This is a genomic window from Leptospira hartskeerlii (assembly GCF_002811475.1).
In the GTDB taxonomy this organism is placed as follows: Bacteria; Spirochaetota; Leptospiria; order Leptospirales; family Leptospiraceae; genus Leptospira_B; species Leptospira_B hartskeerlii.
In genome coordinates this window covers 74,734-101,156 of the sequence record NZ_NPDL01000007.1, presented here as the reverse complement: position 1 = coordinate 101,156, position 26,423 = coordinate 74,734, and the positions used below count along the sequence as shown (strand labels likewise).

Sequence of the window (26,423 nt, the reverse complement as noted above, 5' to 3'; positions counted from 1 at the left end):
TCTTCTTATGACGATTCTGTCTTCTTTTTTTCTTCCTCTTATGAGTCGCGATCTTTCTTCGCTTTCTTTTTTTACCGGAAGGCATTCGGTTCTCCTGATTTTGTTCCTAACCTGCCAGGAAATTATTCAGTGTACTTTTGTAAACCTTTATTTTTACGGATCTCGGCAACCATATTCTTGATATCACCTATACCTTCTTTAGAAGCGATGAAGAGAACATCTTCCTCTTCAACAACTACGATATCCTGGACTCCGAGTAGTGCGGTGAATTCTTTTCTAGTTTGAGTGACGTTATTTCCGGATTTATAAAATAGAATTTCTTTACCGATATGGCGATTGCCTTGGTTATCTCCGGGCAATACTCTCTCCAACGATAGCCAAGAACCAACATCGTCCCATGAGAAGCTTGCCTCCACCATTCTGATACGAGCGCTCTTTTCCATGATAGCTATATCAACAGGTTCGGAAGGAAGAAGTTTGAATGCTTCTCCCAGATCTCCCATCTTCTTGAATGGAAATCTATCCTTAAGAGGTTTTAGTATTTTAGGAGAATGTTTTTCAAACTCGTCCAGGATCAGACTAGTCTTCCAAAGAAAGATGCCCGGATTCCAATAGAAGTTTGCTTTTTTAATATACTTGATCGCCGTTTTTACATCCGGCTTTTCGAAGAATGATTTTACTTCGAATCCGTGTTTAGTCGGTTTCCCTGAAGCGATATAACCATAGCCTACTTCAGGACGATTCGGTTTGATACCGAGCAGAACTAAATGTTCGTCTGCTTCTTTCAAAGCCTTTTGGATACTCTTAGCAAATTCTTTGTCTGAATTTACCCAAGCATCCGCAGATAATACCACCTGAACCGGATCTCCGAATTTTTCTTTAAAATATAAAGACGCGAGAGCTATGATTGGTGCGGTGTTTTTTCCTTCAGGCTCTATGATAAAATTATTTTCAGGGAAACTTCTTTCCTGAGCTAAGATCGCTTTTTTTAAAGTAGCGTTTGTTCCGATAAAAACTCTATCAGGACTTGTGATCGTATAAGCACGATTTAAAGTCTCTTTTAGAAGAGTATTTTTAGAATATACTTTCTGGAGTTGTTTAGGAGTGGAAACTCTGGATCTTGGCCAGAATCTTTCTCCTTTTCCCCCCGCCATAATGAGTACTACGGGTTTGTCTTGTGTCATTTATTCCACCTCTTTAGGTTTGGGGGCGGACTTTTTCTTACTCAAAGATTTAGGATCTCCAAAAACTGTATCGGAAGGAAGAAGTAAAACATCCACATTCTCTCCGATATTATCGTAAAGTAGGAACTCTTTCATATCCGGATTCTTCTTTAGAAAATCCTTATATTGTTCCCATTTCTTTTTGGAAACTGCAAGTTTTGCTTCTTCTTGTATGGAGTAAGATTCCGCCTTTTTTAAGGCTTCTATTCTTTCTAACTTTTTAGCCAAAATATAGTTAGGATTACGGAATATATTCGCAATGAGTATCGGGTCAGGAATATCCAGACTGATAATGCGAACCGATTCTATCTTAAGCCAAGGAAGTTCAGTGGAGAGAATTTTCACCATGTCGTTCCTTAGGAAAGTGGAGATAGAATCCTTGTTTAAGTTGATATTTTTCTCATCCTCTATCCCAGCTCTCAATTTGGACTGAAAGATATTGGAGAGATATTTTGCTCTGCCTTGGTCTGTCTTTCCTCCGGAGAGAAAAAACTTTTTAGATCCTTCTTCCTCTAAATGAAAAGATAGATCCAGTTTCGCTCTGATCTTACCTTCTTCCGATTTTTCGGAAAATAATCCGGAAGAAAGATCGTGATGAATATCCAACTCCAAAGCCAAAGAGTTTAAGGATTCTTTACGAACAGACTTGTCCCAGAACTGGATTACGGCCGGTTCATAGGCAAAGCCAGGACCACGAACGAAGGAAACTAACTTGGAATCTTGTTCCCAGACAAGCAAAGCCTCTCCTTCTTTTATAAAGAAAAGCGGATAGGATACCAGTAGTATCCCCGCTAATATAAATAGAATGAAAAGTGCCCGGCCTATCTTTCGGAACATTTAGGCGGAAGGAGCTTCTTTTGCTGCTTCTTCTGTATAAAGTTTGATTACTTTGGCAGGAATGATCGTTGAGATCGCGTGTTTATACACCAAACTCTGCTTATTTTCCTGCTCAAGGACTATAGTAAAATTATCGAAACTTACCACTTTACCTTTTAGAGGAACTCCGTTTAGAAGATAGATGGTCAATTCTAGTTTTTCTTTTCTAGCCGTATTGAGCAGTTGGTCCTGTATATTATTTTTAGCAGACATAGATTTTTATCCGTTTATATTTTTTATCTTTTTATACGCTTCACTCGGATGGACCTGTTCCAAAATCTTTTGCTTTCGAAACCAAGTAATCTGACGTTTGGCGTAATTCCTATGAGACTGGCTTAAATTCCCAAAGAATGTCTCAAGATTGGACGTTCCTTTAATATTTTCAAGCGCGAAATTATAACCTAAGGACTGAAGACCGGGACAATCTTCCCCGTATTTATCTGAGACCCTTTTCGCTTCTTCTGCCATTCCGGATTCTATCATTTTTTTGGCCCTGGAATCGATCCTTTCGTACAATTCTTTTCGATCCAGATCCAAGAAGAAGGCCCCAAGTATATTCAATTTTTTGGAAATTAGGGCTCCGCTCCCTTCTTCTACTTTTAGTTCGGACCAAAGAGTTCCCATCCAATTCACTTCCAAGGCTCTTCCGTATCTGTAGTTATCGTTCGGAAAGATTTTTTGGAGAGCTTTAGGGTCCACCTTTTGGAGTTCCCTAATCCTTTCTTCCATACTTAAGGATTCCACTTTCAATTTTATATCTTCAGTGATTTTCGGAACAGGAAACATACCGTACAAAAAAGCATTCAAATAGAACCCTGTTCCCGCTGTTAAAACTGGGATTTTGCCTCTGGAAAGTATATCATCCAGCGCTTCTTCTGCCTTTGTAACAAATTTTGCTGCGTCTATTGACTCTGCGGGAGAAAGAAAAGAAACCAAATGATGGGGGATTTTTTCGCAGTCTTCGGGGCTGGGAGCTGCCGTGCCGATACTTAGCTCTTTATAGATCTGTCTGGAATCGAAGGAGATAATTTCAAAACGAGAAGGATCTAATTCTCTCACCAGAGCCGTTTTTCCGGCCCCGGTGGGAGCGGTGATGATCAGAATGGAATTGGCGGCGGGGGGAATTATTCCTCCTCCTCTTCCTCGTCTTCTTCCTCTTCCAGAGGTTCTTCTACGATACCACCTTCTTCTTCTTCGAAACCAACTTCGGAATCGTAATCTAAGTTTTCTTCTGGAAACTCTTCTTCTTCCACTCTAGCGACACGAGACCTGGATTTGGAAGGAGGACGTTTGCTTTGATCCGCTCCACATTTAGGGCAGATTTTTACTTCTTTGTTTAGATCATAGAACTTGGTTCCACAAGTATGACATGTGAACTTTTTGCCCAAAGGATTGAGGGAAGATTTGGATGCAGAAGACTTTTTAGTCCCCGCAGGCTTGCTTGTACTAGCAACTTCCTTCTTTTTTGCCGGAGGAGTTTTTTTCTTCGGAGCGCTTTTTTTCACCGGAGGTTTGGACTTCGGTGCAGCTTTTTTCTTAGCCGTTTTCTTAGCTGTTGCCATCGGAATTGACCATGCTGGAAGACACTTATTCCGATTCAAGCAGAAAAAGCAGTCAGAAATCTAGTTTCCGCTATTTTGCATTTTCTAAGAATTGGATTCGGAATACGAGGGTTATGGTCCATCTGAGCGTAAATGTAAACAAAATTGCTACTTTGAGAAATTCCAGAGGTGGAAATCATCCGGACCTGATCTATCTTTCAAAACTGATCTTGGATTCTGGTGCTCATGGAATTACTGTTCATCCCAGAGAAGACGAAAGACATATAAGAAAGAAGGATGTATTCGACCTGAGGGAGTTCTTCGTGCTCTACAATCGGGATAAAAAGAATAAGATAGAGTACAATATGGAAGGAGAACCCTCTCCCCGATTCTTAGATCTTGTTCTGGAAGCCAAACCCGACCAGGCAACGTTAGTCCCTGTTACCCCAGGTGAGATCACCTCAGATCACGGTTTCGATCTGAAGAAGGACTCCTCCGAGCTGAAAACTTATATCCGAAGGATCCAAAATGCGGGGATCCGGGTTTCCATCTTCATGGAAACGGATTTAGAGAATCTTAAATTAGTAAAAGATACCGGCGCGGACAGAGTTGAATTTTACACGGGTCCTTACGCACATGCTTTCGACCAATCTCCGGAAGAAGGTAAAAAAGCATTCGAATCTTTTAGAAAGGCGGCGGAGTTCCTACAGGCTCAAAAAATAGGGATCAACGCAGGGCACGACCTGGATCATTTCAATCTTCCACTATTTTCCAGTCTCCCAGGTTTAGAGGAAGTATCCATCGGCCACAGATTAATGTCTTATGCCCTCGAAGTCGGTTTAGAAGCCGCAGTGAAAGAATATTTAAAGACTCTTACTTAATTTGAACCGGCGGATCCGAGAGTTCCTTCGCGAGTTCTTTGAATGAAGAATAATTCGAATCTTCAGAGAGTAATAAAAAAGCTGCTTTTTTTAAATTTGCGGAAAGCATGGATGCTTCTGAGTTCGTTTTGGCTAATTCTTCTAGATTCGATCTAAAACTTAAAAGATGTTTTTTAGCGGAAACCTGATCCTTCGTGGAGACCGCTTTTTTGAGTTCTTTCCAGGATTGGGTGACCTTATTTCCGGAAACCATGTCCTTCGGATTCCTACCGAATTCTCCACTCAAATCCCATACCTTTTTGTAAGGATGGTTCTTCTCCAGAAATTTATAATATTCGGAAGAAGGTTTGAGTGCGTTCGGTTTTGCTTTTGAGACCAATTCTTTGTCCAGCCCACATTCTGCAAATATGCCTTTGGTTAAGGATTCTTTTGAAATGGACTGAATTTCTATCAGTTTAAAAACAGATTCGGAAGCTTCTGCAATATTCCCTTTTTTGCATGCGGAGATTGCGGTTTGATACAAAACTTCTTCCTGGTCCGCGAGTGCGGATTTTTCGGATTCCCATTTTAAAGAAGAAGTGAATGCAAGCTCTTTGTAGAGTGGATCGTTCGGATCTGAGTTTTTTGCTCTAACCGCATATTCCCAAGCTGATTGATTTTCTCCCAAAGAATCGTATAAAATGGATAAATTATAACAAGCGAGTCCCCTATCTTTTCTCAGGGATCTGCAGGAAGATTTTAATAAATCTAAAGAAGATTTTCTTTCTTCTTCCGTTCCATAAAAATCTAGGATTGCCTGCTCTTGTATGAGTTCCGACCCGAATCTCCCGCCGCCAGGGACCGAAACAGAAGTGCAGTAAAAAGTTCCCACAAAGCAGAAAAAAGGAAAAATACAGAACTTTTCCAAACCTTTATAGAATGAGAGATTTCGGGGGAATAGATTGACAATGCTTGTTCCGGGTGGAAAATGATCGAAAATCAACCTTGCAAAAAGAGGACCCGATTTGAAAAGCTTGAGATCCTTCTCCTTATCCTTTCTCTCCGTTATCTTATGTACGAGCATCTTCTTCTGCCAACCTTCTTCCGGAAATTCCAAGACCACGGCAGATTTCACTCTCAAAGATTTTGACAGCGTAGTCAAGACCGTTGAGGGAAACTATATAGATAAAAATATAGATAAAAACCGCGCTTACAAGGACGCAGCGGTTTTCGCACTTCTATCTTTGCCGCATGGCCTTTATCTGTATCCGGAAAGTTATTTCACGGATCGAGAAAAATACGAAGAAGCGGATGATATTTTTCCAGGTAAATCTTTCAAACTTTCTCCGGAGGACAAATTTGTCCTATTCGATCCGGATTATAAAGAAGTGGAGAAGATCCGAGATAAAAAACTGAAAGAAGAGGCTAACAAACCTAAACTTTCAAATGACGAGGTCCTTAAACTTGTAGAAAGGGAGAAGGTTCGTAAAAAAGTACTCACCGCTAAATGGGAACAGACCAACTTCTCCAAAAAAGACTTCGATAGAGTTTTGGCGTATCTCGAAAAAAACCTGCAAAACTACATGACTCCTCCACTCAAAGATCCGTTTGGAGAAGAAGATCCTAAAGAAAAAGAACCTTTTAGTATCAAGGATGTGTATTTAGCTGCAGCTAACGGTTATCTTTCTTCTTTAGACCCTCATAGCCAAGTATTCCTAAAAGCCGCCTGGGAAGAATCTATGGCAAAGATCGAAGACGGAAGTTTCGAGGGAATTGGAGCAATCTTAAGCGGTGGCGGTAATAAAGAAGTTATCGTAGAAAATCCTCTGGAAGGAAGACCTGCAGTCACCGCAGGTGTTCGCGCTGGAGATATAATCCTGGCAGTGGATGGAAAATCCACAAAAGGAATGTTACTCGACAAAGTAGTAGAAAGGATCAAAGGAAAAAAAGGATCCAAAGTAGTTCTGACCATCCGTAGAAAAGGAGTGGCGGGAACTTTGGCGATCGAAGTGATCCGAGACACGATCGAGATCCGAAATATCACAAGCAAGTTGATAGACAATCATCCTTATATCGGATATATCAAGCTGACCGGTTTCGTTAAATCGGATCCTTCCGTTGATAAAGAATTCGTACAACATTTCAAAGAATTAGAAAAACAATCTACTTCTAAAGGAACCAAACTCAAGGCGTTAGTTTTAGATCTAAGAAATAATCCTGGAGGTTATTTAGATCTGGCGATCGATCTTGCGGATATGTTTGTGACTAACGGACTTATTGTTTCCGTAAAAAGTCCGAATAGAAGCCCTGAAGATTCGAATGCAGGCAAAAAAGATCTTACCGATCTTCCAGTCGCGGTTCTAATCAATGCAAAGTCTGCTTCTGCTTCTGAGATCGTAGCTTCTGCGCTCAAACATCATGGTCGCGGTTTGATCCTCGGAGAGAGATCTTTTGGAAAAGCAACCGTCCAAAAACTCCAAGAGTTGAGAGGAAACGGAGCTTATTATATCAAACTTACTCAATCCAGATATTATGCACCTTCCGGGAATACGATCCAGGTAGTCGGGGTCAAACCTGATGTGGATGTTTCTTCCGAAGAAGATGGCAGTTTCCCATTTCATTATCGTGAAGAGAATATGTGGAATCACCTTCCTGAGTTACCTTCTTCTGCAGAAGAAAAAGGTCATTTCGATGTGAAAAAACTGGAGGCTTACGTAAAATCAAACGGACAAGCGGAGAAGTTCATACAAGAACATAAGAACGATCCGATCAAACCTGACTTCCAATTGATCCGTTCCATTGATTACGTAGAAGCCCTTTTAAACACCGGCACAAAACGTAAATAATCTAATCTCGGCGGCGTAAAGCCGCCGAATCTGTACAAATGCCAAGAATTAAAACCGATTTTCTAGTCATTGGGAGCGGTATTACCGGCCTTTTCCAAGCATTAAAACTTTCTAATGTTGGTCAGACTGTGATCGTGACTAAGAAGTCGGATTACGAGTCGAATACCAATTATGCGCAAGGCGGGATCGCTTCAGTTTTTGCTCAGGGAGATAAATTCGAGGATCATGTAAAGGATACCTTGGAATCCGGAGCAGGACTATGTGATCCGGAAGCAGTCCGAGTTCTGGTGGAAGAAGGTCCTCCTCTAGTCAAAGAACTTTTAGAATACGGAGTCCCATTCAACCTGAATCAAGAGGGAGAATTCGATCTTCATAGAGAAGGTGGACATGGAACAAATCGTATTGTACACGCTCATGACAGAACCGGCCATGAAATCGAAAAAACACTCTTAGAGATCGTAAAACAAAACCCGAATATTAGAATATTAGAATACCATACTGTCGTAGATCTGATCACCCCTCACCATCTTAAAAAGAAGGGATTGATCTGTTTCGGTGCTTATGTTCTTTCGAGTCATACTGGAGAGATCATTCCCATTCTTGCGAAAAAAACCATCATCGCAAGCGGTGGATCCGGACAGGTTTATTCTCATACTACGAATCCTAAGATCGCAACCGGGGACGGAGTTGCATGTGCATATCGTGCAGGAGCGGAGATCCGAAATATGGAATTTTACCAGTTCCACCCTACTTCTCTCTATCATGAAAAAGGAGATTCATTCCTGATCTCCGAGGCAGTTCGAGGAAAAGGGGCAGTATTACTTGGAATGGACGGGGAACCGTTCATGAAAAAATACCATCCAATGGCAGATCTTGCCACAAGGGACATTGTCGCAAGAGCCATAGATGCAGAAATGAAGAAGTCCGGAGATCCTCACGTTTGGTTGGACATCTCACATAGACCGGCGACAGAGATCAAAGAATCCTTCCCTTCTATTTATGCAAAATGTTTAGAATTAGGGATCGATATCACAACTGATCCTATCCCAGTCGTACCTGCGGCCCACTTTATGTGTGGAGGAATAGCTACAGACCTTTGGGGAAAAACAAGAATAGAGAATCTATTCGCCGCGGGAGAAGCCTCCTGCACAGGAGTCCACGGCGGAAACCGTTTAGCTTCCAATAGTCTGTTGGAATGTCTTGTGTTCTCCAATCGGATCGCAGAAGAGATACGCAAAAATCCGCCTGACTTCTTACCGGAACATGAGCAAATTCCTGCTTGGGACAAAGAAGGCCTAGTAAATACGGAAGAATGGGTCTTGATCTCCCATGATCTTTCAGAGATCAAAAACACGATGTCCAATTATGTGGGGATTGTACGCTCCAATCTTCGCTTAGAAAGAGCAAAAAGAAGAATGGATCTGATCTATGCGGAAGTCAGAGACTATTATAACAGGACAATAGTAACAAATCCTTTATTAGAACTTCGTAATTTGGTTTTGGTAGCTGAGTTGATTATTCGTTCTGCACTTGCCAGACACGAAAGTAGAGGTCTACATTACTCGACTGATTATCCGGAGAATAGATCCCCATCCAGACATGATACAATTCTGATCAATGACCTGGTCCATGGGGACCTACAAGCGCCTCTTTAATTACCTTACGCAGCGAACAAAGTATCTGCTGGTCTTGCTAAAGGAATCGTCGTCTCCGAATTTATCTCTCGAAAAAGATACTGATCTAGCTGTTTTACCCGACGCATCTTGTTCGTTCGCTGTCGAACTCCAATAGAAAGACTCTATTGTATCCGGAAATTTCAGAAGCATGAAGTTGCGACTATTTGAACTTAAATATTTTAACTCCAAGAAACTAGCTACTCGCCAATCCGTATGACCTCCTGTGTTATCGTTCGCACAAGAATCATATGCTTCCGAACTGCCTGCAATTCCTATCGGAGAGACATTTGTAAGTGTCTGAGGAAGTCCCAAGGTATTACAAGAATTCAGATCTACACTGCAGTATTGTAACTCTGCTGCTCCGAAGGAACTAGGATTGGCAAGTGTTCCGTTGGCGCCTCTACAGTTATAGCTAGTCGCATTTCCATTGAACACCTGACCCTGGCTACAAGTCTTCCACATCAAACCGCTTGTACTGTCTGACGTTGTTCCATCTCCATTGTTCGTAAAACTCTGGAAGAAGATCGCTCCCGCAATTAAATCGCTATTATCTTCTTCTGCAAAGCCGTAAGGACTATGATCTAATTTCTCTTCGCAACCCATCGCGAACATACTAAACGCGAATAAGGTAAATAAGCATCTTATGATATAATATATTCTTCTCATTTCTTTTTCCTTAGAACGCGTGGCTGAAGTTTACGAATAATTGTTCGTCTTCTTTTGATTTTGCCCAGTCGATCATAATGATCGTAGCCTGGTTCCAAGCGATCCTGAGTCCGATACCATGTGAATATTTATAACCCTTGGTTCCGACTTTATGCTCATCGTCCCAAACTCGTCCGAAGTCCATGAAAGGAACTAAGTTAAATGCAAAGTATTCATCTCCTACTTTTAAGGATCCGAATTTCCATCTCACCTCGATATTACCCCAGCCCATCATTCTTCCTACGAAGCGGTCCTGTTTATAACCACGAATAGTACGAATACCTCCGAGTCCTCCGATCAAACCTTCTGTTCCCCACATATTACGGTATTCGAAGAATGGAACATCACCTTCTGATAAGCCTGCTCCAAAACGAGAAGCGATAACAAGTTTTTCGAAAACTTTCGGGAATGGACTCCAGAAGAATTTTCCTTGAGCAAAGTATTTTTGGAAATTGAAGTCTGACCCGAAAGCCTTGCTGTTCTTTTCGAAGGTTCCTTCTAAGAATACCCCACTATTCGGATCCGGTTCGAAGTCACGAGTATCATATACTAAAGCAAGACGAACTGCGTTTACATATCCACCGTGATATCCTAAAATTTTTCCAGCTTGTGCATCTTCAGTCAGACGGGTTTTGGCGTTAGGCACATATGCCCCGTAATCCATACCTAAAACCGGATCATAACCCTGCGCTTTTCTTCCATCAAAAGTCCTGATAATATTTTCAGAAATTTTCATCCCGGCAACTAAACGAACCGTTCCACCGAAGAATGATCTCTCAGTACTCGTATTGATCATTGGAGTTTCGATAATGTATCCGTTGTACATTCTATTGGTCACAACGAATCCAGGCTGGCTTGGAACTCCGTAGTAGGTATTCCCGCCGAAGTTGACCGGATCCTGGGGACCTCCAGGTCTGTAATAGCTATTATTTCTCTGTTGGTCCGCAAAAGTTGCGTTCGTGAAATAATCACCGCCCGGCTGGTTACGGTCATAATAATTCAGAGTTTTTAGGGAACCTTCCCCTATTCCAAAGTAGAGAGTGGTAGGAGTAATCGTTAGAAACGCATCCGCGCGAAGACGCCATTGGGTATTCGCAATAAACGGCATATCCAAACTGAGCTGATGGTATTGAGCATTCTTACTCGTATTAAAATACTGAGCAAAAAACCTTACTCTATAAGGAGTATAATCAAATAACGGATCAGATTTCAGACCATTATTATAGGCATATGCGCGAACACCAAAACCCACTCCTTCAAGCGGATCAGAATTGATAAGAGGAAGTCCGGTTGGATACCAGCCTTCCCTTTTGACAGCCAGGTCTTTTGAACAGAGCTGTTTAGAAGTATCCATATGAAACGGTAAATTTTTACGAGGAGCAGGCTTCTCGCATCCCGGTTCAGGAATAAAATCTTGGGCGTTTAATTCTAGAACGCCTCCCACAAAACAAATCGCTAGCACCAACGATTTAATTTCCTTAATCCTCATGTACACCCCGGATTTAAGATTTTAAGTTCGTTAGTTATTGAAGTAGCAATAGCTTATGTCAATTGAAAATTTCGGATCAGAGTTTTGATGACCCCGTTCATCACGCAAAAGTTCCCTTTCATCACAATGGTTATAAAAAAACCAGCAAACTATGCATTAGTTAAACACGATTTCGACCCAGATATAAGGGATATATAAGTATGCCCCCGTTTAGCAAAACGAGGGCATTATGAATTTGTAAACTACCTTACGCAGCGAACAAAGTATCTGCTGGTCTTGCTAAAGGAATCGTCGTCTCCGAATTTATCTCTCGAAAAAGATACTGATCTAGCTGTTTTACCCGACGCATCTTGTTCGTTCGCTGTCGAACTCCAATAGAAAGACTCTATTGTATCCGGAAATTTCAGAAGCATGAAGTTGCGACTATTTGAACTTAGATATTTTAACTCCAAGAAACTAGCTACTCGCCAATCCGTATGACCTCCTGTGTTATCGTTCGCACAAGAATCATATGCTTCCGAACTGCCTGCAATCCCTATCGGAGAGACATTTGTAAGTGTTTGAGGAAGTCCCAAGGTATTACAAGAATTCAGATCTACACTGCAGTATTGTAACTCAGCTGCTCCGAAGGAACTAGGATTGGCAAGTGTTCCGTTGGCGCCTCTACAGTTATAGCTAGTCGCATTTCCATTGAACACTTGGCCTTGGCTACAAGTCTTCCACATCAAACCGCTTGTACTGTCTGACGTTGTTCCATCTCCATTGTTCGTAAAACTTTGGAAGAAGATCGCTCCCGCAATTAAATCGCTATTATCTTCTTCCGCAAAGCCGTAAGGACTATGATCTAATTTCTCTTCACAACCCATCGCGAACATACTAAACGCGAATAAGGTAAATAAGGATCTTATGATATAATATATTCTTCTCATTTCTTTTTCCTTAGAACGCGTGGTTAAAGTTTACGAATAATTGTTTATCTTCTCTGGAAACCGCGTAGTCCAATATGATAATTGTTGTTTGGTTCCAAGCAATCCGGAATCCGATACCTCGAGAAAATTTATAATCTTTAAGACCAGCCTTATGCTCGTCATCCCAGATCCTTCCGAAATCCATAAACGGAACTAAGTTCAAAGCGAAATGTTGTCCGGCTACGCTGAATTGCGCAAACTTCCAACGTAATTCGATATTCCCCCAACCCATTGCGCGTCCCACGAATCGGTCTTGTTTATAACCTCTTAATGTAGTACGTCCACCGAGTCCGGAGATCACACCTTCTGTTCCCCACATATTTCTATATTCGAAGAATGGTGCGTCACCCTCTGTAACAGAGAAACCGCCTCGTCCAGCAACAACTAATTTATCGAATACCCTTGGGAATGGGCTCCAGAAAAATTTTGCCTGAGTGAAATACTTGGAATAATCGAAATTTGATCCGAAAGTTTTTGCGGATCTTTCGTAGGTTGCTTCTAAAAACACACCTTGGTTTGGATCAGGCTCCAAGTCCCTGGTATCGTACACTACCCCCAGACGAAGTGTATTTACCATACCGCCATGGTAGCCTAAGATCTTTCCAGAGTTATAATCTTCGGTAATTTTAGTAGTACCGTTAATCGCCTTTCCGCCTGAATTGATCCCGAATCCATCTAAGTAAGGATCTGAAGCGTTCGCAAGAGTTCCATCAAATGCCCTTATGATGTTCTGGGACATACGAAGTCCGGCAACGAGTCTAACAGTTCCTCCCACATAAGATCTTTCTCCACTAAGCATCGCTGTAGGAGAGATCAAATTGTATCGGTTATACTGAGAGTCGGTCACTCTGAATCCGTTTTGAGCAGGGAATCCGTTATATACGGAACCATTAATATCTACCGGATCTCCAGGACCTCCTGGCCTTGTGTATGCCAAGTTCCTTTGTTGATCCGCAAAAGTTGCGTTCGTGAAAACTTGGCCTCCGTCTTGGTTACGATCCGTATAACTCAAAGTTTGGAGAGAAGATTCTCCCAAACCGAAGAATAACGTATTCGGGTTAGCATCGTAGACACCTTCTCCTCTCAAACGCCACTGTGTTCCGAACACGTAAGGAGCATCGAAAGCGATATCCTGGTATTGGCGTTGTTTTGTGGTATTGAAGTATTGAGCGTAAATCCTAAATTTGTAAGGTGTATATTCGAAAAATGGATCTTCTTTCTTTCCATTATTATATGCGAATACACGAACTCCGTAACCGATACCTGTATTCGGATCCGAATTCAAAAGAGGAAGTCCTGTTGGGAACCAACCTTCTTTTTTCTTTTCAAGATCTTTTTTACAAAGCTGTCTTTTAGGACTTATGTAAAACGGTAGATCCGTTCTTTCGGGCGGTTTTTCGCAACCATCCAAGAGCCCTGGATCGGCGGAGATATTTTGAGTCGAAACAAAGGCCAATATAGCAATTATGCCTATGCGAATAAGGAAATGCTTCATGCAGTACCTGGAATTTTTTATGGAATTCGCAATGTATAATAGCGTCTAAACCGATGTCAAATTTATTCCGGGAACCTTTTCTTTTGATCTAGGGTCATCGGCTTCGACTTGAACCGCATTCCAAAATTATCATATCGCTTGTTCGAAATAAGAATTTTATTTTTAACAATACTGAAATGTTTCAGTATCAGAAAACATTTCAGTGTAAAACTTACTTGGAAATTTATTATTCTGCCAATCGGATCAACAACTGGTCTTGGGAAACGATATCACCTGGGCCCGCGAGTACTTCTTGTACATTTGCATCCGCTCCAGCCTTTAATGCGTGCTCCATCTTCATTGCTTCCACTACTGCAAGTGTTTGCCCTTTTTTCACAGAGTCACCGGACTTCACTTCTACTTTGATGATCTTTCCAGGCATAGGGCTTTTAATCTCTAAGGAAGCAGCTTGTGCATCCGAAGCTTCTCTTCCTTTGATCGCAAATTGGAATGTTTTTCCTTTAGTGTGGATGAAAAGTTTTCCACTTCTAAGTAATGCTACGCTTCCATCAGGCAAAGAATAAGAACCATCTTCTTCTCCAGTCCAAGAATAATGAGTGAGAAGTGACTCCCATTTTTTTTCAGGACCGAATAATCTGGAAGAAGAATCCCCCAGATCTAATACATATTCTTTTTCTTTCCATTGAAGTCGAAACAAACGGTTCAAGATATTTCTCCCCAAACTCCGTTCGGCCCGACGGCCTCCCATACGGAGGAAGTTTTCACTGTACGGTTCGCGAGGAAAGAAGCGGTTCTCATGAGCGCTTCTTTTTCTTCTCCGGATTCTTCCCAAACTATTTTATGTTTTTCTAAAAAATGAGTATTGGTGTTGCCTTTTACGAATTCAGAATGTTCCAAAATCGCTTTTAGATAATTCAAGTTTGTGATCGGCCCGAATACGATCGTTTCTTCCAGGCCTGCGATCAGATTTTTACGCGCTTCTTCTCTTGTTTTTCCGATCCCAATCACTTTCGCAAGCATCGGATCGTAATAGAGGGAAACTTCGGAGCCAGTCACTACTCCAGAATCCACTCTTAAGTTTTGGACCTCTGGGAATCTGGCGAGTTCTATCTTGCCGATAGAAGGTAGGAACTCATTCTCTGGATCTTCTGCATATAATCGAACCTCGATCGCATGCCCGCTCTGAGTTGGAGATTTTCCACCTGTGAGTTTTTCAATACTCACACCTTCTGCAATTCGGATCTGCCATTCCACCAAATCAAACCCGGTTACAGATTCAGTAACTGGATGTTCTACCTGTAATCTTGTATTCATTTCAAGGAAGTAGAATGCTCCATCTTCTCCCAAAATGAATTCAACTGTTCCAGCACCAATATAACCAATGGAAGAAGCGGCCTTAACAGCTACTTCACATATCTTTTGTTTCAGTTCGGAAGGCAAATTAGGTGCGGGAGATTCCTCCACTACTTTTTGGTGCCTTCTCTGGATGGAACATTCTCTTTCGAAAAGATGGATCACTTTTCCGGAAGAATCCCCGAACACTTGGACTTCTATATGTCTAGGATTTATAATATACTTTTCTAAGAATACTCTTGAGTCCCCAAAAGCGTTTCCTGCTTCTCTTTGAGCGGATTCTAATGCAGGCAAAAATTCTTCTTTGGAAAAGACACGTTTCATTCCTTTTCCACCGCCGCCGGCACTTGCCTTGATCATGATCGGAAATCCGATCCTCTCTGCTTCTTTTAGTAAAACTGGATGTTCTTGGGAGTCCCCTTCGTATCCTGGGACAACAGGAACTCCCGCCTTTTCCATAGCAGCACGAGATCTGATCTTGTCTCCCATAAGATCCACAGTTTCGGGTTTAGGACCTAAGAAAGAAATCCCTGCCTTAGAGAGTTCTCTTGCGAATTCGGCCTTCTCGGATAGGAACCCATAACCGGGGTGCACAGAATCTGCCCCGGTTTCTTTAATTGCTTTTAATATATTAGGAATTACTAAATAAGATTTAGAAGGTTCCGACTCTCCTAAATAAAAAGAAAAGTCCGCACCTTTTACGAACGGAGCATCTTTGTCCGCATCCGAATATACCGCCACGGTCTCGATGCCCAACCTCTTGCAGGTTTTCTGGATGCGGAGAGAGATCTCTCCTCTGTTTGCAATAAGTAGTCTTTTAATCACTTGGGTTTAGAAGAGACAGGTTCCCGCACTATTCCGACCTCGGAGTCCAATGCGATCTTTTCCTTGCTCATGGTTTCGTATAAGAAATCCCTAAAACTCTCCCAAGTCTCATGGGTCCAGGGTTCGTATCTTCCTATAAACTTGTATCCTACTTTAGCATACATAGGTTCCGTCTGGTAAGTTGTTATACCGGATTTTAACACCACCGCCACAGGGATCTTATTCTCAAAGGCGAGTTTAATCATCCCTTTTTGCATAGGTTGTATAATTTCAGAATAAGAATTATGACCTTCCGGATAAACTATATAAGAAGTTGTAGAAAGTCCTTTTATCAAATTACGAACGGAAACTGCGATGGTTGCTGCCTTAGAAGTTTCAAAAACCTGTGAACCCATCGCCTTCATCCACCAATAAGCGACTAAAGTTTTTTTAATCACTTGGTTTGCCAGATACGGTTTATTTACTACTAGGCAATCATAAGGAAAATCTATTTCGTTTATGTGATTTAAGAAGATCATATGACCCTTATCAGGGATCTGCATCTCATTCTTTATCATCAGATTCGTTTTGGTCATCTTGATCACTGCCGATCCCCAAGTTTTAGAACCTTTTAGAAAAGCGATATATTGCTTTTCTCTATTGCCTATGAGCGCATAAAAAATCCCTGCGATCATATTAGGAAATGCTACCGTAAGTACCAATCTTAAGGTTACGACATAGGTGCGTAATACCAGTTTACGATACTTCGGGGAAAACCTGCCCAAACGGCTTTCCATAAACTTGAGTGGATTCATGCGAACTATGCTTTAGTACCTCTCCGAACAAGGAAAGCAAATTCTTAGAAGTATTCAAAAGGAGAAACACGAATACAATAAGTCTTCTCGGACATAACTTACGATGTTCGCTTTAAGAAGAATAGGAATAGTAAATAAAAAAGCCCGTTCCCTTTTGGAAACAGGCCTTTTTATTTTTTCAGAAGAATGGAAAGATCTTATTTATTCGGCTGGCTTGCAGCTGCAGCTTGTTTTCTCTTTTGAGCTCCCGGAGGAATTTTATCTCCCAGAAGTTTTTTACGAGTCTCAGCATCCCAACGCAGATACAATTTATTGTCGATCTCGTCATCATAAACTCTACCTAAAATATCCACAGCGTCTCTACGATAATCGTCCGGAATTCTTTTATCGAATACAGGACTCATTCTATTATCCGCACGGACAAGAGGGTTGGTAGAGAAATCATAAGTAACTCCTTCTACGGAAACAACTTCACCTGGGGTGACCTCTCCAATCTCGTTGCGGGTCTCTTCAGTCTTAGCATCGGATCTTTGCAGATAGTAGTTATCATAAGGATACTTGAGTTTGAAAATATTCATCGCATTAGATCTTGCGTCCCTACAAAGATTGATCGCTCCTAAATACATTTCGATACGATGTTTTCTGTGCTCAGGCTGGAGTTTTTGGTGTTTCTCCAAATGTTTTTCTATCTTAAGTGCGTTATTACGAGCTTCCTTGGCTTCTCCCAAGAATTGATAACCTAACTCCATATTTTTTTCGATAGTGTATTTATTCACAACGTAATGGAATTCTCTCGGGTTGTACATCCTGCGGGTAGTAGGAGCTTCTCTATTCTCCTTGATATCCGCACGGATGTAACTTGTTTTTCCATATTCTACGGAAATATCCACAAGCGCTCTATCCATAGGATTGTTCGGATTTTTCTTTTCGATCGCAGTTTTTAGGATCTCTTCCGTTCTTTCCACATACGCTTGCGAAAGTTCTTCCAGAAGAAGTTCCATTCCAAGTTGGGATTCCAAAAATCTACGATAAGAATTTACGAAATTTCCTTCGAAGAAATACAGAAGACCTTCTTGGTACAATCTTTTTAGTTCTTTATATTTCGCGAGTCTCTCCCCATCCGCCTGGGCCTGACCCGTTCCGGAAGATTTTACCTCTCCCGGATAATTTTTTACGACCGGCTCTATCGCTCTTAAATAGGTTAAGAGCTCTATCCTCTTCTTATACGATTTCATAGAAACGGCTTCGCCGTGTAATAGAACTGGGGCGACTAACATCGCAATCATGAAAACGAGAAGTTTTTTCATTGGAGGACCTTTTCCTTACTATCTTCCTAAGAAGACCGGGTTCAACCCGAAAATCGTGCTTTTCTTCTTAGTCTATCGGTTAGAATACGGTGAGAATTGACGCTTCCGGCTCGATTTTTCCGGAAATTCTTCATATGACAGCAAGTGCATTAGCCCAAGGCAAAAAAATCTCGTTTAGGAACAAAGAGGATACGGTCTGCCCTATTTGCAGCGAGGTCCACCAAAGGGAAAGTATGTTCCAAGGGGGAGGAAGGCTAATTGCAGGCAAACTCACTCAGGAATTACGTCGCTTATATGAAAAAAACAAAAAATTCGGTAGGGTTTCCCCGAATGATTACGTTCTAAATGTTTGCCCCCGTTGTCTTTATACTGCATTTCCTAAAGATTGGTCCGGCCTGGATGCTGACGAACTCGCAAAATTGAGAGAATCCGCAGAGATCCGACGTAAAAATATTGAGTCCATCATGGGACCTACTGATTTTTACCAGGAAAGAAACCTGATCTTAGGTGCTGCATCTTATCTTTTAGCAATTGAATGCTACCAGTCCAGAAAAGTGACAGTAGCTCCTACACCTAAAAAGGCTGTCTGCGCAGTCAGAGGTGCCTGGTACTTCGATGACGTGAACACTGAGTTTCCAGGTATGGGTTACGACAAGATCCGGGACCTTCTCTACCAAAAATCCGCAGGCTGGTACACGGACACAATGGAAATCATGCAATCCGGTTCAGAGCCGGTGGATGCAGCTTCTTATCTACTCGGACCAGATACGGACAAAAACTGGGGATTTGACGGAGTCATCTATCTTTCCGCTTATCTCACAATGAAGTTCAAGGAAGAACTCGCATCGGATGCAGCCTCTAAACTGAATCTTCTGATCCGTGCCAAAAGAACTCTTTCTAGATTGTACGGCTCAGGTAAGGCGTCCAAGTCCAAACCGTCCGTCATCATCGATATGGCCAAAGAACTCTATGACGAATACAATAAGATCATAGAGGAAATGGGCGGAGAAAAATAAGAGAATTGTCTCTATCTTCTCCCCTTAGTCTTATTCCATCCCACTTTCTTTCCAGACTATGACAGAAGATCCTAGAAACTATGCCCTACTGATAGAATTCGATGGTGGATGTTTTTTCGGATACCAAAGCCAGAAACAATCTCCCACAGTTCAGGAAGAAATAGAAAAGGCGTTGGAAGTTCTTCTAAAAAAAGAAACCAGGATCTGGGGCGCGGGAAGAACAGACACTGGAGTTCATGCAAGGGGAATGATCGTAAACTTTAAGACTGATTCTCCTATTCCCAACCTGTCGAAGTTCCTACTTGGAATGAATGCGCTCACCGACCGGGGTCTGGCAATTCATGAGATCACAGAAGTTCCCTTCAATTTTAATTCTCAGTTTTCCTGTACTGCAAGAGAATATGAATACCTTTTAGTGAATGCAAGGTTCCCAAGACCTGTTTGGAAAAACAGAGCATTCTGGTACCAACATCGGATTGACGTTTCCCGCTTAAGAGAAGAACTGGAACTACTAAAGGGAGAGCATGACTTTAGAAGTCTGGCAAAAGCCACTTCGATGCGGAACCGTAGGAGCACAACTCGGGTCATCTATGATGCGAGCCTTTTAGAAAGTGAAGAAGAGCCCGGACTTCTTCGTTTACGGATCAAGGCAAACGGTTTCCTCCATAATATGGTCCGGATCCTGACCGGAACACTTTTTGAAATAGCGATAGAGAAGCGCAAAGAGACGAATATATTGAAAATACTTTCTTCCAAAGATAGAACCATAGCAGGGATCACCCTCCCCCCTTACGGATTGTATTTTCTAAAAGCGTACTACGATTCTTTCCCTCAGATTGATCGTATGTACCAAAGCAGGAAAGAATTCGGCGGAGTTTCCAGATGAAAAAACTACTGCCGATCGCATTTTTACTTTTTCCATGGGCACAAACATTCTCTTATCCCGACCAAGTGGATAATAAAGCTGTAAAATATCTGGGAGGAAACCCGGTTTCTCCTCCTATGGATTTTAACAAGATAGGAAATAGTTTTAAGAATGGAGAATTGATCCTTGCACAGGCAGGCGGAAATTTACCTTCTTCCGGACTTTCTCGCTCCGACAAAAAAGACGGCACTGACGACGAAGAATTAGAGGAAGAACTTCCTACATTCTATGATAATAGAAAACCGGAAATCGGCGCATGGGTTGGCGCTTCTAATCCATTCCCTGGATCAGAGGCTCAGAAATATTTGGATACCACCTTGGGTGGCGGATTTTTCTATAGAGTTCCTTGGCCATGGATCTTTTATGTGGAAGTAGGAGCCTCTTATTCCAATTATTTGTCCAGATCGGAAAGAGCGCTTACAACCATCCCGGTATATTCCGCTCTTTGTTATAAACTTCCTTTCGAACTTCCGATCACATTTATGTTAAAGGCAGGATTCGGAGAAACCTATGTGGTTGCAAGACCTGCAAACACTTCCCGCTGGAACGATACATTATACGCAGGATTCGAGGCAAGTTTTGTGGCAGGGAAGAAGATCCGGATCGGGATACGACTGGATTATAATAAAATTTATGAATCGGATTTGAATTCTCCTGCGGAAACAAAGTATCCTTACATAGGTCCTACTGTAGACCCTAGGTTGAATAACCCGTATTATTACAATAAAGTAGATACTGAATTTTTCCATTTCGGTTTAATGGTGAGCGTATTCTTATGATTTCCAAAACGAATCGTCTTCTATGTCTTTCTGCCTTTTTGTTAGCATTCGTTTCCGATTGTAAGGTAGGACATTGGGAAGGAAACGCCTCCGACAATCCTGTAGTCAGTACTCTTTTCAATAATAGAATGTTACTTCTGTTGAAAGGTACTTACGCAACAGATAGTCCTCTTGAATTTTCCGAATACAATAACGGGACTGGAAATGCGTATGAAGATCCGGCAGGTGATCCTACTTTCAACTTAGCAGGCCTTCCTAAGATGGCAAATCTTCCCATCTATGTAGATATAGGCGAGATACGTATTTCTTCCAAATACCAAGACGGTCTGAACAATCTTTCTCAGATCAGGACTGTTGCAGCCGCAAAAGCCTTCTGGGATAATATTGCTCCTAACAGAGAAGTATATTGTACCCAACCTTATACATTGAATGCAAACACCTGCCGATCTCTAAACGGCGAATTCAAAATGATCCAGTTCTTAAATGGAGAAGGAGCAGAATTCCCTTCTAACGATCCTACTTCAGGGACTTCTTCCGGACTTGCGAGTCAGTATTATTATACAGGAACTTATATCCGTTCCTTGGTTACCGGTTGGGGAAATTCACCTGGTGTGGACCTAACAAAGGTTACCTTCTTTGATAACTATGGCGTTTATGGATTTAATATAGTTCCAAGACTTGCTTATGCAGCCGGGACTACCGACAAGTCGGGTTATCCATTAGTATTCCCACTTCTCTATTCAGTCCAAGCCGGAGAAGCGGATATGGATTTTAAACCCGGATTCGAACCTTATATTTTCGAAGTAAGAATGAACCTTAAGGAAAACTTAATGGTGCATTCCATTAAGGCTGCAGACGGAAGTACTGCCGCGACTTTGATCTCTATCAGCGATTGGAAAGTGAATCACCAAGGCCAAACTGATATGGGCGGAGGGATTTTGTCCAGATCCAGGACAATTTATCCGAGTGGTGCATCTTCTTTGTCGATCACAGGCGGTTCTGGAAATTTAACTCATTACTTTGCGGTTTTCAGAGAAAATGAGACCAATATTCTAAGCAAACTTCCTTTAGCTGCAACTCCTGCAAGAAATGGTACAGTAAAGATAAAATACATCAATTCCGGAACTCATAAGTTGTATTGTCTGGCAGATACAGGAAACCTGAACGGTTTTCCAGATACGATCGTAGGAACTCCGCTCACATTTTCCGTTCCTGAGAACGGAAATATGAGCACGATATCTTTGTCTTATTCTTGTCCTTAAACTTTTCCTAATATTTCTTCCTGTCTTCCCATAAGTCTGACAGAAAGTCTAGGTCCGATCTCTTGAACGATCCTGGATGCAACGTAATTTCCCCATCTTGCCGCATTATCCGGAGAGAATCCGTGAGTAAGTCCATAGAGCACACCTGCTGCAAAACAGTCCCCTGCTCCCGTTGTATCCAGCAAGTTCTGAGCTGGAAATCCACCCACATGAATGATTGTTCCGTTTATCGATACAAACGCGCCGTTAGCGCTATCAGTCATCATAACATTTTTACAAAGTGAAGAAATAAATTTTAAAGCATCTTCTTTGGATTCAGTAGCAGCAAGCGCTTTTGCTTCCTCTGCATTACAAAAAACTAAATCACAATATTCTTTTGTAAGTCTTAAAAAATCCTCTCTCGAACGATTTACGCAGAATGGATCGCTGAAAGTAAATGCGACTTTCACTCCCGCTTTTTTAGATTCTTCCATTGCGAGAAGGCAAGCTTCCTTGGTAGAAGGTCCGTCCCAAAGATATCCTTCCACGTAACTATAGGAAGAAGCCTTCAGTTTATCCAAATCCAAATCTTGCTTGGTCAAAGTGGAAGAAATGCCCAGGTGAGTGAGCATTGTTCTTTCAGCGTCAGGAGTTGTGAGAATTACGCAGGTTCCGGTATGTCCTTCTTTGGAAGGAGGAACTTCAAATAAGATCCCGGCCTTCTCCATGTCCTGTTTGTAAAATTCTCCGTAAGTGTCCTCGCTTACTTTTCCGGTGTAAATTCCAGTTCCTCCGGAATTGGCGAGAGCGATCATTGTATTTGCGGCGCTTCCACCTGATCTTAATTCTTTTTTATGCCCGTCTAAAGCGGTAAGAACCCCACCCTGCACTTCCGCGTCCACCAGGGTCATAATCCCTTTATTCCAGCCCATTTTTTGTAAAAAAGAATCTTCGGTAGGGATTAGAATATCCACAAGTGCGTTCCCTATTCCGAATACGTCGTAATGTCTCATTTTTTCTCCGATATTAAATATGAATAAAACGTTATGGGCCTTTGCGTGTCCATTCTATCAATTCCCATCCATTCCAGGAGGTCTCATATACAGATTTACCTCCTACTTGAGAAGACAGTAGTTCCAGAAATTCTTCCTTTCTTTCTGTGATCACGCCGCTAAATAAAAAATGATCCGTATGAAGTCCTGCGATCTTTTCCATATTCGCCTTTAAAACAGCGAAAGTAATATTTGCCACGCATAGATCGAATTTTTCGGAAGAAACTTGCGGATGATCGAATCCTCCTTCTTCTACCACTAAAACTTGATCCGAGATCCCGTTTTCGTCCCTATTAAATGTAGAAGAACGTACTGCATTAGGGTCTATATCCACAGCTATAATTTTAGATGCGTCTAATTTTGCCGCTGCCACGGACAAGATCCCGGAACCTGCGCCAATATCTGCGACCTTCTTTCCTTTCAGATCTATGGAGCCTAGTCTGGACAAAACCAAACGAGTGGTTTCGTGATGTCCTGTTCCAAAAGCAAGCCCTGGGTTTATATATACTGGAAGAGAACCTTCTTGTTCTAACTTTTTGTTTTTTTCCCAATCTTCTTTTTCCCAGGTAGGCACTACCCAGAAAACTCCGACTGAAAACGGTTTGTAAAATTCTTTATAGGCTTCTTCGTATTCTTTTGTTTCTATCCATCTGGATTCAGCAAATGAATCTCCAGGGGCGACCGTTTGTAAATAGATCCAAATTTTGGCTTCCGATTGAATATCGTCTTCCGCCAGATACACTCTGATCGGAGTATTGTCAGAAATAATTTCTTCGCCGGGCTTTCTGGGTTCTTCTCTATCGAATAGGATCTCGTAATATCCTGCAACCTGCCATTCGTCCAAGTACGCGGAAAACTCTTCCGCAAAATCTTTCGGAATGGAAACTCTGATTTCTTTATATTTCAACGGATTATCTCTGGAACCGATTGGGGATGTTCTTCTTTATTTATTTTATAGATCTTTTCTTCTTTCATATACACTCTTCTGTCTCTCACGATCCAGACCCAGATCCCTACGAATAGTGCCGTCGCCGCCCAATGTCCGAAACGTCCAACAGGGATCACAAAAAAATCGAACAGCCCATGTTGAACCACTGCGAGTAAAAATCCGGAAAGAATGTACCAATACTTTTCCGGGATTTGTCTTTTATTACTTTTGATCAGACAGAGCGCAAAACAAAGATTGATGAGCAAATGTGCATTCGAAGATTTCAATGTTCTTAAAATAAAAGTGTGGATCCGATCATCTTCTTTCGCGGTTAGAATATAATGATAGTTTTCTATTCCGGCAAAACCTAATGCTACAAATCCACCCACTAAAAATGTTTCCGGAAGGAATTCCTTCTTCTTCCAATCATAAGCTAATGTCAGAGATAATGCTACGATCAGAAGAGATTTACATAATTCTTCCATCATTCCTGCTTTCACAAATGCGAGAAATGCGGTCTGAGATAGAATCGATTTTGCTACCTTAGTGTTGATCTCGGTTTCGGGCCAAATCCAGGCGCTTGCTCTAAGTACCAATTCAGTAGAGATCCAACCCAAAAGTAATGCGAAGAATATTATAAAAAAGAAACGTTTTTCTCTGCCTGTATCAGGTTGAGTATAGATAATATAAAATCCCCAAGGGAAAATACTTGCGATCGCAAGAAGAATTACTTCTAAACTCATAATTCCTCCATATAACGACCGTCGAACATATTCACAAGTTCTTGTTGTAAAGGAGTCGGCATCGCTTTTGCATCCAAAGGTCCGTTCCAGAAAAGTTCGGTGACTCGGATATATCCTTTAGTTCCAGGAGGAGGCATCATTGGAGATAAGTTCTCTATCAACTCCAAGGTTCTTTGGTCTTGTTCAGGATAAGGAGAATTTTGTACAAGTTCCACATCCACAACTTCTCCGTCAGGAGTGATCGTATAAGCTACAACACAGGAATAATTTCGAGGAGCGCTTCTCCAATAATCCATAAAAGATTCGAACGTTCTCATCTTCGCGGAAATATAATTAGAATATGTAGGAGGAAGTTTTTTACCTTTGATCTTTTTAACTTCTCCCTTCACTCTTCCTTCGTCAGAAGGTTTTTCCTCGGGGATTTTTTCACCTTGAGTGCTATTAGGCGTGTCCGTTCCGGTAATGACCCCACCGTTCAGTCCTTTCACCTCGTCCGGAAGATTCGGATCTATAAAATAAAATTCAGCATGATTCTCCGGCGTAAAATGATCTGTCGGACGGGACTTACTTTCTTTTTGGAAAGCGATCGTCGTTGGCATAAGTAAGATCAAACAGATCACTATTAAGTGAACAAGAACACTCAATCCAAGATTGTTTTCGAAGCCTGGGCTCAAACCCAAGAGCGGAGTTTGAGAACGGAAGGATTTCCGAAGTAACCATCCGGAAAATACGTTAATTAAAACTAATGTAGTTAGGATCGCAGACCAAACCCAAATAGAAGAAGCAACTTCGAAAAACTTTTTATCTGAGAGCCCAGGCTTCAGACCTAAACTTGCCAAAAAGCGGATCCCCAGAGCAGGTTCCCACCAGGAAAAGAAGAATGTAGCGAATAATAATAACCCGAGCAAATACACGAACAGGATCGGAAATCCTTTCCATAAACGCCCGGTGTAAATGTGTCCCCAACCGGCTAAGATCCCATCTCGTACTTTCGCGTTCTTACGTTTTCTGGCAGAGGTAGGCAGATCACCTTCTTCCTCCGCAAACGAATCTCTAGTCTGTCTTACAAACCAAGCCCAAGGTCTGCGGAATAAGAAGAATGGTCTTTTGCCGGATAAAAGTTCTGCGAGTCCGATCGCAGTAAAAAAGAAGATCCAGACACTTTCCGAAAAGACTGCGAATGTAGCCATCTTCGCCCGGAATGTATCTGAATATGTTAAATAATGAGTGAATAGAATTAAACAGAATACTGTTAGAAAGACTATGACTGGATTTAAAATAAGAGGTCTCGGATCTTCCGGTCTTAATCTTTCTCGAATATGTTTTGCCTGAAGGAAAAATACAGCGAGCCCTAGGAAGAACATTAGGGTCAATACAGTAAAGCCGAATGCACTTGAATCTTCGGAGCTGAGCAGAACAAATGCGGAAAATATCTCTTCCGCTTTGGGGAAAATTAGAAATAGAAGTTCGAGAGAGAATAAAAATAGTCCTAAGACCACTTGTAGAAAAACGGAATGGAATGCCGGCCTCCGGACCCTATCCTCTTTCGGGAATAGGAAGATGACTCCCAAAGGAAAAAAAATGCCGAACCCAATCATGGAAATAGGAGAGGTCCAAGAGAGAAAATTGATCCCCCAAAAGACTAATTTTTCCTTCTGCGAAATTTCCTTTTTCATTCCGAATATCCTTGTCCATTGGACCCTAGCTAGTTCCGGAAGCAAACAAGAATTGAAGGAATTCCTACGAATTTAATACTTTATCACGAATCCTATTCGAGAATC

25 protein-coding genes are annotated in these 26,423 nt (G+C 41.7%); 7 read left to right on the top strand and 18 right to left on the bottom strand.

Annotation, left to right across the window (positions count from 1 at the left end):
- Positions 1-122: 122 nt before the first annotated feature.
- From CH352_RS13710 to CH352_RS13690, 5 genes are read right to left on the bottom strand one after another with little or no spacing between them, the layout of a single operon-like run.
- Positions 123-1,184, bottom strand: coding sequence for a mannose-1-phosphate guanylyltransferase (locus tag CH352_RS13710; RefSeq protein WP_100707728.1), 1,062 nt, complete (start codon positions 1,182-1,184; stop codon positions 123-125).
- Positions 1,185-2,060 carry a hypothetical protein gene (locus CH352_RS13705; protein ID WP_100707729.1) on the bottom strand — a complete coding sequence of 292 codons (876 nt, stop codon included), beginning with the start codon at positions 2,058-2,060 and terminating at the stop codon, positions 1,185-1,187.
- Entirely contained in the window at positions 2,061-2,312 is a 252-nt protein-coding gene (gene hfq, locus CH352_RS13700; protein ID WP_100707730.1) for an RNA chaperone Hfq, read from the bottom strand. It lies immediately after the preceding gene.
- Positions 2,313-2,318: 6 nt separating this feature from the next.
- Positions 2,319-3,200, bottom strand: coding sequence for a tRNA (adenosine(37)-N6)-dimethylallyltransferase MiaA (gene miaA, locus CH352_RS13695; protein WP_165780200.1), 882 nt, complete (start codon positions 3,198-3,200; stop codon positions 2,319-2,321).
- Between the two features lie 23 nt (positions 3,201-3,223).
- The gene (locus CH352_RS13690) at positions 3,224-3,661 is read right to left on the bottom strand and encodes a TIGR02300 family protein (protein WP_100707732.1); all 438 of its coding nucleotides are present in this window, start codon (positions 3,659-3,661) and stop codon (positions 3,224-3,226) included.
- 113 nt (positions 3,662-3,774) lie between these two features.
- Between CH352_RS13690 and CH352_RS13685 the strand changes: the two genes are divergently transcribed.
- Positions 3,775-4,521: a pyridoxine 5'-phosphate synthase gene (locus tag CH352_RS13685; protein WP_100707820.1), complete on the top strand. Its 747-nt coding sequence runs from the start codon at positions 3,775-3,777 to the stop codon at positions 4,519-4,521.
- On the opposite strand, the gene CH352_RS13680 is transcribed toward CH352_RS13685, so the two are convergent.
- A complete protein-coding gene (locus tag CH352_RS13680) occupies positions 4,514-5,428 on the bottom strand; it encodes a hypothetical protein (RefSeq protein WP_243396405.1) in 915 nt (304 codons plus the stop codon). The two genes, CH352_RS13685 and CH352_RS13680, sit on opposite strands and share 8 nt — an antisense overlap.
- Before the next feature lie 97 nt (positions 5,429-5,525).
- Between CH352_RS13680 and CH352_RS13675 the strand changes: the two genes are divergently transcribed.
- Positions 5,526-7,346: a S41 family peptidase gene (locus tag CH352_RS13675; RefSeq protein ID WP_100707733.1), complete on the top strand. Its 1,821-nt coding sequence runs from the start codon at positions 5,526-5,528 to the stop codon at positions 7,344-7,346.
- Between the two features lie 38 nt (positions 7,347-7,384).
- Positions 7,385-9,001 (top strand): L-aspartate oxidase, encoded by a 1,617-nt coding sequence (gene nadB, locus CH352_RS13670; protein ID WP_100707734.1) that lies wholly within the window; start codon positions 7,385-7,387, stop codon positions 8,999-9,001.
- On the opposite strand, the gene lsa25 (CH352_RS13665) is transcribed toward nadB, so the two are convergent.
- The 8 genes from lsa25 (CH352_RS13665) to CH352_RS13630 form a co-directional block, all read right to left on the bottom strand.
- A complete protein-coding gene (gene lsa25, locus CH352_RS13665; RefSeq protein WP_100707735.1) occupies positions 9,002-9,688 on the bottom strand; it encodes a surface adhesin Lsa25 in 687 nt (228 codons plus the stop codon).
- 10 nt (positions 9,689-9,698) lie between these two features.
- Positions 9,699-11,216 carry an Omp85 family outer membrane protein gene (gene omp85, locus CH352_RS13660; RefSeq protein ID WP_100707736.1) on the bottom strand — a complete coding sequence of 506 codons (1,518 nt, stop codon included), beginning with the start codon at positions 11,214-11,216 and terminating at the stop codon, positions 9,699-9,701.
- Positions 11,217-11,458: 242 nt separating this feature from the next.
- Positions 11,459-12,145, bottom strand: coding sequence for a surface adhesin Lsa25 (lsa25, locus tag CH352_RS13655; protein ID WP_100707737.1), 687 nt, complete (start codon positions 12,143-12,145; stop codon positions 11,459-11,461).
- A 10-nt stretch (positions 12,146-12,155) separates the two neighbouring features.
- Positions 12,156-13,679 (bottom strand): Omp85 family outer membrane protein, encoded by a 1,524-nt coding sequence (gene omp85, locus CH352_RS13650; protein WP_100707738.1) that lies wholly within the window; start codon positions 13,677-13,679, stop codon positions 12,156-12,158.
- A 226-nt stretch (positions 13,680-13,905) separates the two neighbouring features.
- Complete coding sequence (locus tag CH352_RS13645) at positions 13,906-14,385, bottom strand: acyl-CoA carboxylase biotin carboxyl carrier protein subunit (RefSeq protein WP_100707822.1); 480 nt, start codon at positions 14,383-14,385, stop codon at positions 13,906-13,908.
- Entirely contained in the window at positions 14,382-15,857 is a 1,476-nt protein-coding gene (locus tag CH352_RS13640) for an acetyl-CoA carboxylase biotin carboxylase subunit (protein WP_100707739.1), read from the bottom strand. Before CH352_RS13640 ends, CH352_RS13645 begins: the two co-directional genes overlap by 4 nt.
- On the bottom strand, positions 15,854-16,651 hold the full coding sequence (locus tag CH352_RS13635) for a 1-acyl-sn-glycerol-3-phosphate acyltransferase (protein WP_100707740.1): 798 nt from the start codon (positions 16,649-16,651) through the stop codon (positions 15,854-15,856). The genes CH352_RS13640 and CH352_RS13635 overlap by 4 nt, the downstream gene beginning before the upstream one ends.
- Positions 16,652-16,848: 197 nt before the next feature.
- The gene (locus CH352_RS13630; protein ID WP_100707741.1) at positions 16,849-17,958 is read right to left on the bottom strand and encodes an LIC11274 family protein; all 1,110 of its coding nucleotides are present in this window, start codon (positions 17,956-17,958) and stop codon (positions 16,849-16,851) included.
- 134 nt (positions 17,959-18,092) lie between these two features.
- Between CH352_RS13630 and CH352_RS13625 the strand changes: the two genes are divergently transcribed.
- From CH352_RS13625 to CH352_RS13610, 4 genes are read left to right on the top strand one after another with little or no spacing between them, the layout of a single operon-like run.
- On the top strand, positions 18,093-18,974 hold the full coding sequence (locus CH352_RS13625; RefSeq protein ID WP_100707742.1) for a DUF2225 domain-containing protein: 882 nt from the start codon (positions 18,093-18,095) through the stop codon (positions 18,972-18,974).
- Positions 18,975-19,032: 58 nt separating this feature from the next.
- Entirely contained in the window at positions 19,033-19,860 is an 828-nt protein-coding gene (truA, locus tag CH352_RS13620) for a tRNA pseudouridine(38-40) synthase TruA (protein ID WP_100707743.1), read from the top strand.
- Complete coding sequence (locus tag CH352_RS13615) at positions 19,857-20,678, top strand: hypothetical protein (protein WP_100707744.1); 822 nt, start codon at positions 19,857-19,859, stop codon at positions 20,676-20,678. Before truA ends, CH352_RS13615 begins: the two co-directional genes overlap by 4 nt.
- A complete protein-coding gene (locus CH352_RS13610; RefSeq protein ID WP_100707745.1) occupies positions 20,675-21,940 on the top strand; it encodes an LIC11270 family surface protein in 1,266 nt (421 codons plus the stop codon). Before CH352_RS13615 ends, CH352_RS13610 begins: the two co-directional genes overlap by 4 nt.
- Here the strand turns inward: CH352_RS13610 and CH352_RS13605 are convergent.
- Genes CH352_RS13605 through CH352_RS13590 form a run of 4 tightly spaced genes read right to left on the bottom strand, consistent with a single transcriptional unit; the run spans position 21,937 to position 26,318 of the window.
- Positions 21,937-22,932, bottom strand: a complete 996-nt coding sequence (locus tag CH352_RS13605) for an adenosine kinase (RefSeq protein WP_100707746.1) — start codon at positions 22,930-22,932, stop codon at positions 21,937-21,939. The genes CH352_RS13610 and CH352_RS13605 overlap by 4 nt on opposite strands.
- 31 nt (positions 22,933-22,963) lie before the next feature.
- Positions 22,964-23,878, bottom strand: coding sequence for a 50S ribosomal protein L11 methyltransferase (locus CH352_RS13600; protein ID WP_100707747.1), 915 nt, complete (start codon positions 23,876-23,878; stop codon positions 22,964-22,966).
- Positions 23,875-24,642: a PrsW family glutamic-type intramembrane protease gene (locus CH352_RS13595; protein WP_100707748.1), complete on the bottom strand. Its 768-nt coding sequence runs from the start codon at positions 24,640-24,642 to the stop codon at positions 23,875-23,877. The genes CH352_RS13600 and CH352_RS13595 overlap by 4 nt, the downstream gene beginning before the upstream one ends.
- On the bottom strand, positions 24,639-26,318 hold the full coding sequence (locus CH352_RS13590; protein ID WP_100707823.1) for a TonB C-terminal domain-containing protein: 1,680 nt from the start codon (positions 26,316-26,318) through the stop codon (positions 24,639-24,641). Before CH352_RS13590 ends, CH352_RS13595 begins: the two co-directional genes overlap by 4 nt.
- Positions 26,319-26,423: the final 105 nt, after the last annotated feature.

What these genes read in the sequence shown, in the direction of transcription:
- CH352_RS13590 (WP_100707823.1), bottom strand. Translation starts at nt 26,318, where the DNA reads ATGAAAAAGGAAATTTCGCAGAAGGAAAAATTAGTCTTTTGGGGGATC.
- lsa25 (WP_100707737.1), bottom strand. Translation starts at nt 12,145, where the DNA reads ATGAGAAGAATATATTATATCATAAGATCCTTATTTACCTTATTCGCG.
- omp85 (WP_100707736.1), bottom strand. Translation starts at nt 11,216, where the DNA reads ATGAGGATTAAGGAAATTAAATCGTTGGTGCTAGCGATTTGTTTTGTG.
- truA (WP_100707743.1), top strand. Translation starts at nt 19,033, where the DNA reads ATGACAGAAGATCCTAGAAACTATGCCCTACTGATAGAATTCGATGGT.
- CH352_RS13630 (WP_100707741.1), bottom strand. Translation starts at nt 17,958, where the DNA reads ATGAAAAAACTTCTCGTTTTCATGATTGCGATGTTAGTCGCCCCAGTT.
- CH352_RS13635 (WP_100707740.1), bottom strand. Translation starts at nt 16,651, where the DNA reads ATGAATCCACTCAAGTTTATGGAAAGCCGTTTGGGCAGGTTTTCCCCG.
- hfq (WP_100707730.1), bottom strand. Translation starts at nt 2,312, where the DNA reads ATGTCTGCTAAAAATAATATACAGGACCAACTGCTCAATACGGCTAGA.
- lsa25 (WP_100707735.1), bottom strand. Translation starts at nt 9,688, where the DNA reads ATGAGAAGAATATATTATATCATAAGATGCTTATTTACCTTATTCGCG.
- CH352_RS13690 (WP_100707732.1), bottom strand. Translation starts at nt 3,661, where the DNA reads ATGGCAACAGCTAAGAAAACGGCTAAGAAAAAAGCTGCACCGAAGTCC.
- CH352_RS13705 (WP_100707729.1), bottom strand. Translation starts at nt 2,060, where the DNA reads ATGTTCCGAAAGATAGGCCGGGCACTTTTCATTCTATTTATATTAGCG.
- CH352_RS13605 (WP_100707746.1), bottom strand. Translation starts at nt 22,932, where the DNA reads ATGAGACATTACGACGTATTCGGAATAGGGAACGCACTTGTGGATATT.
- CH352_RS13610 (WP_100707745.1), top strand. Translation starts at nt 20,675, where the DNA reads ATGATTTCCAAAACGAATCGTCTTCTATGTCTTTCTGCCTTTTTGTTA.
- omp85 (WP_100707738.1), bottom strand. Translation starts at nt 13,679, where the DNA reads ATGAAGCATTTCCTTATTCGCATAGGCATAATTGCTATATTGGCCTTT.
- CH352_RS13615 (WP_100707744.1), top strand. Translation starts at nt 19,857, where the DNA reads ATGAAAAAACTACTGCCGATCGCATTTTTACTTTTTCCATGGGCACAA.
- CH352_RS13685 (WP_100707820.1), top strand. Translation starts at nt 3,775, where the DNA reads ATGGTCCATCTGAGCGTAAATGTAAACAAAATTGCTACTTTGAGAAAT.
- CH352_RS13595 (WP_100707748.1), bottom strand. Translation starts at nt 24,642, where the DNA reads ATGAGTTTAGAAGTAATTCTTCTTGCGATCGCAAGTATTTTCCCTTGG.
- CH352_RS13625 (WP_100707742.1), top strand. Translation starts at nt 18,093, where the DNA reads ATGACAGCAAGTGCATTAGCCCAAGGCAAAAAAATCTCGTTTAGGAAC.
- nadB (WP_100707734.1), top strand. Translation starts at nt 7,385, where the DNA reads ATGCCAAGAATTAAAACCGATTTTCTAGTCATTGGGAGCGGTATTACC.
- CH352_RS13710 (WP_100707728.1), bottom strand. Translation starts at nt 1,184, where the DNA reads ATGACACAAGACAAACCCGTAGTACTCATTATGGCGGGGGGAAAAGGA.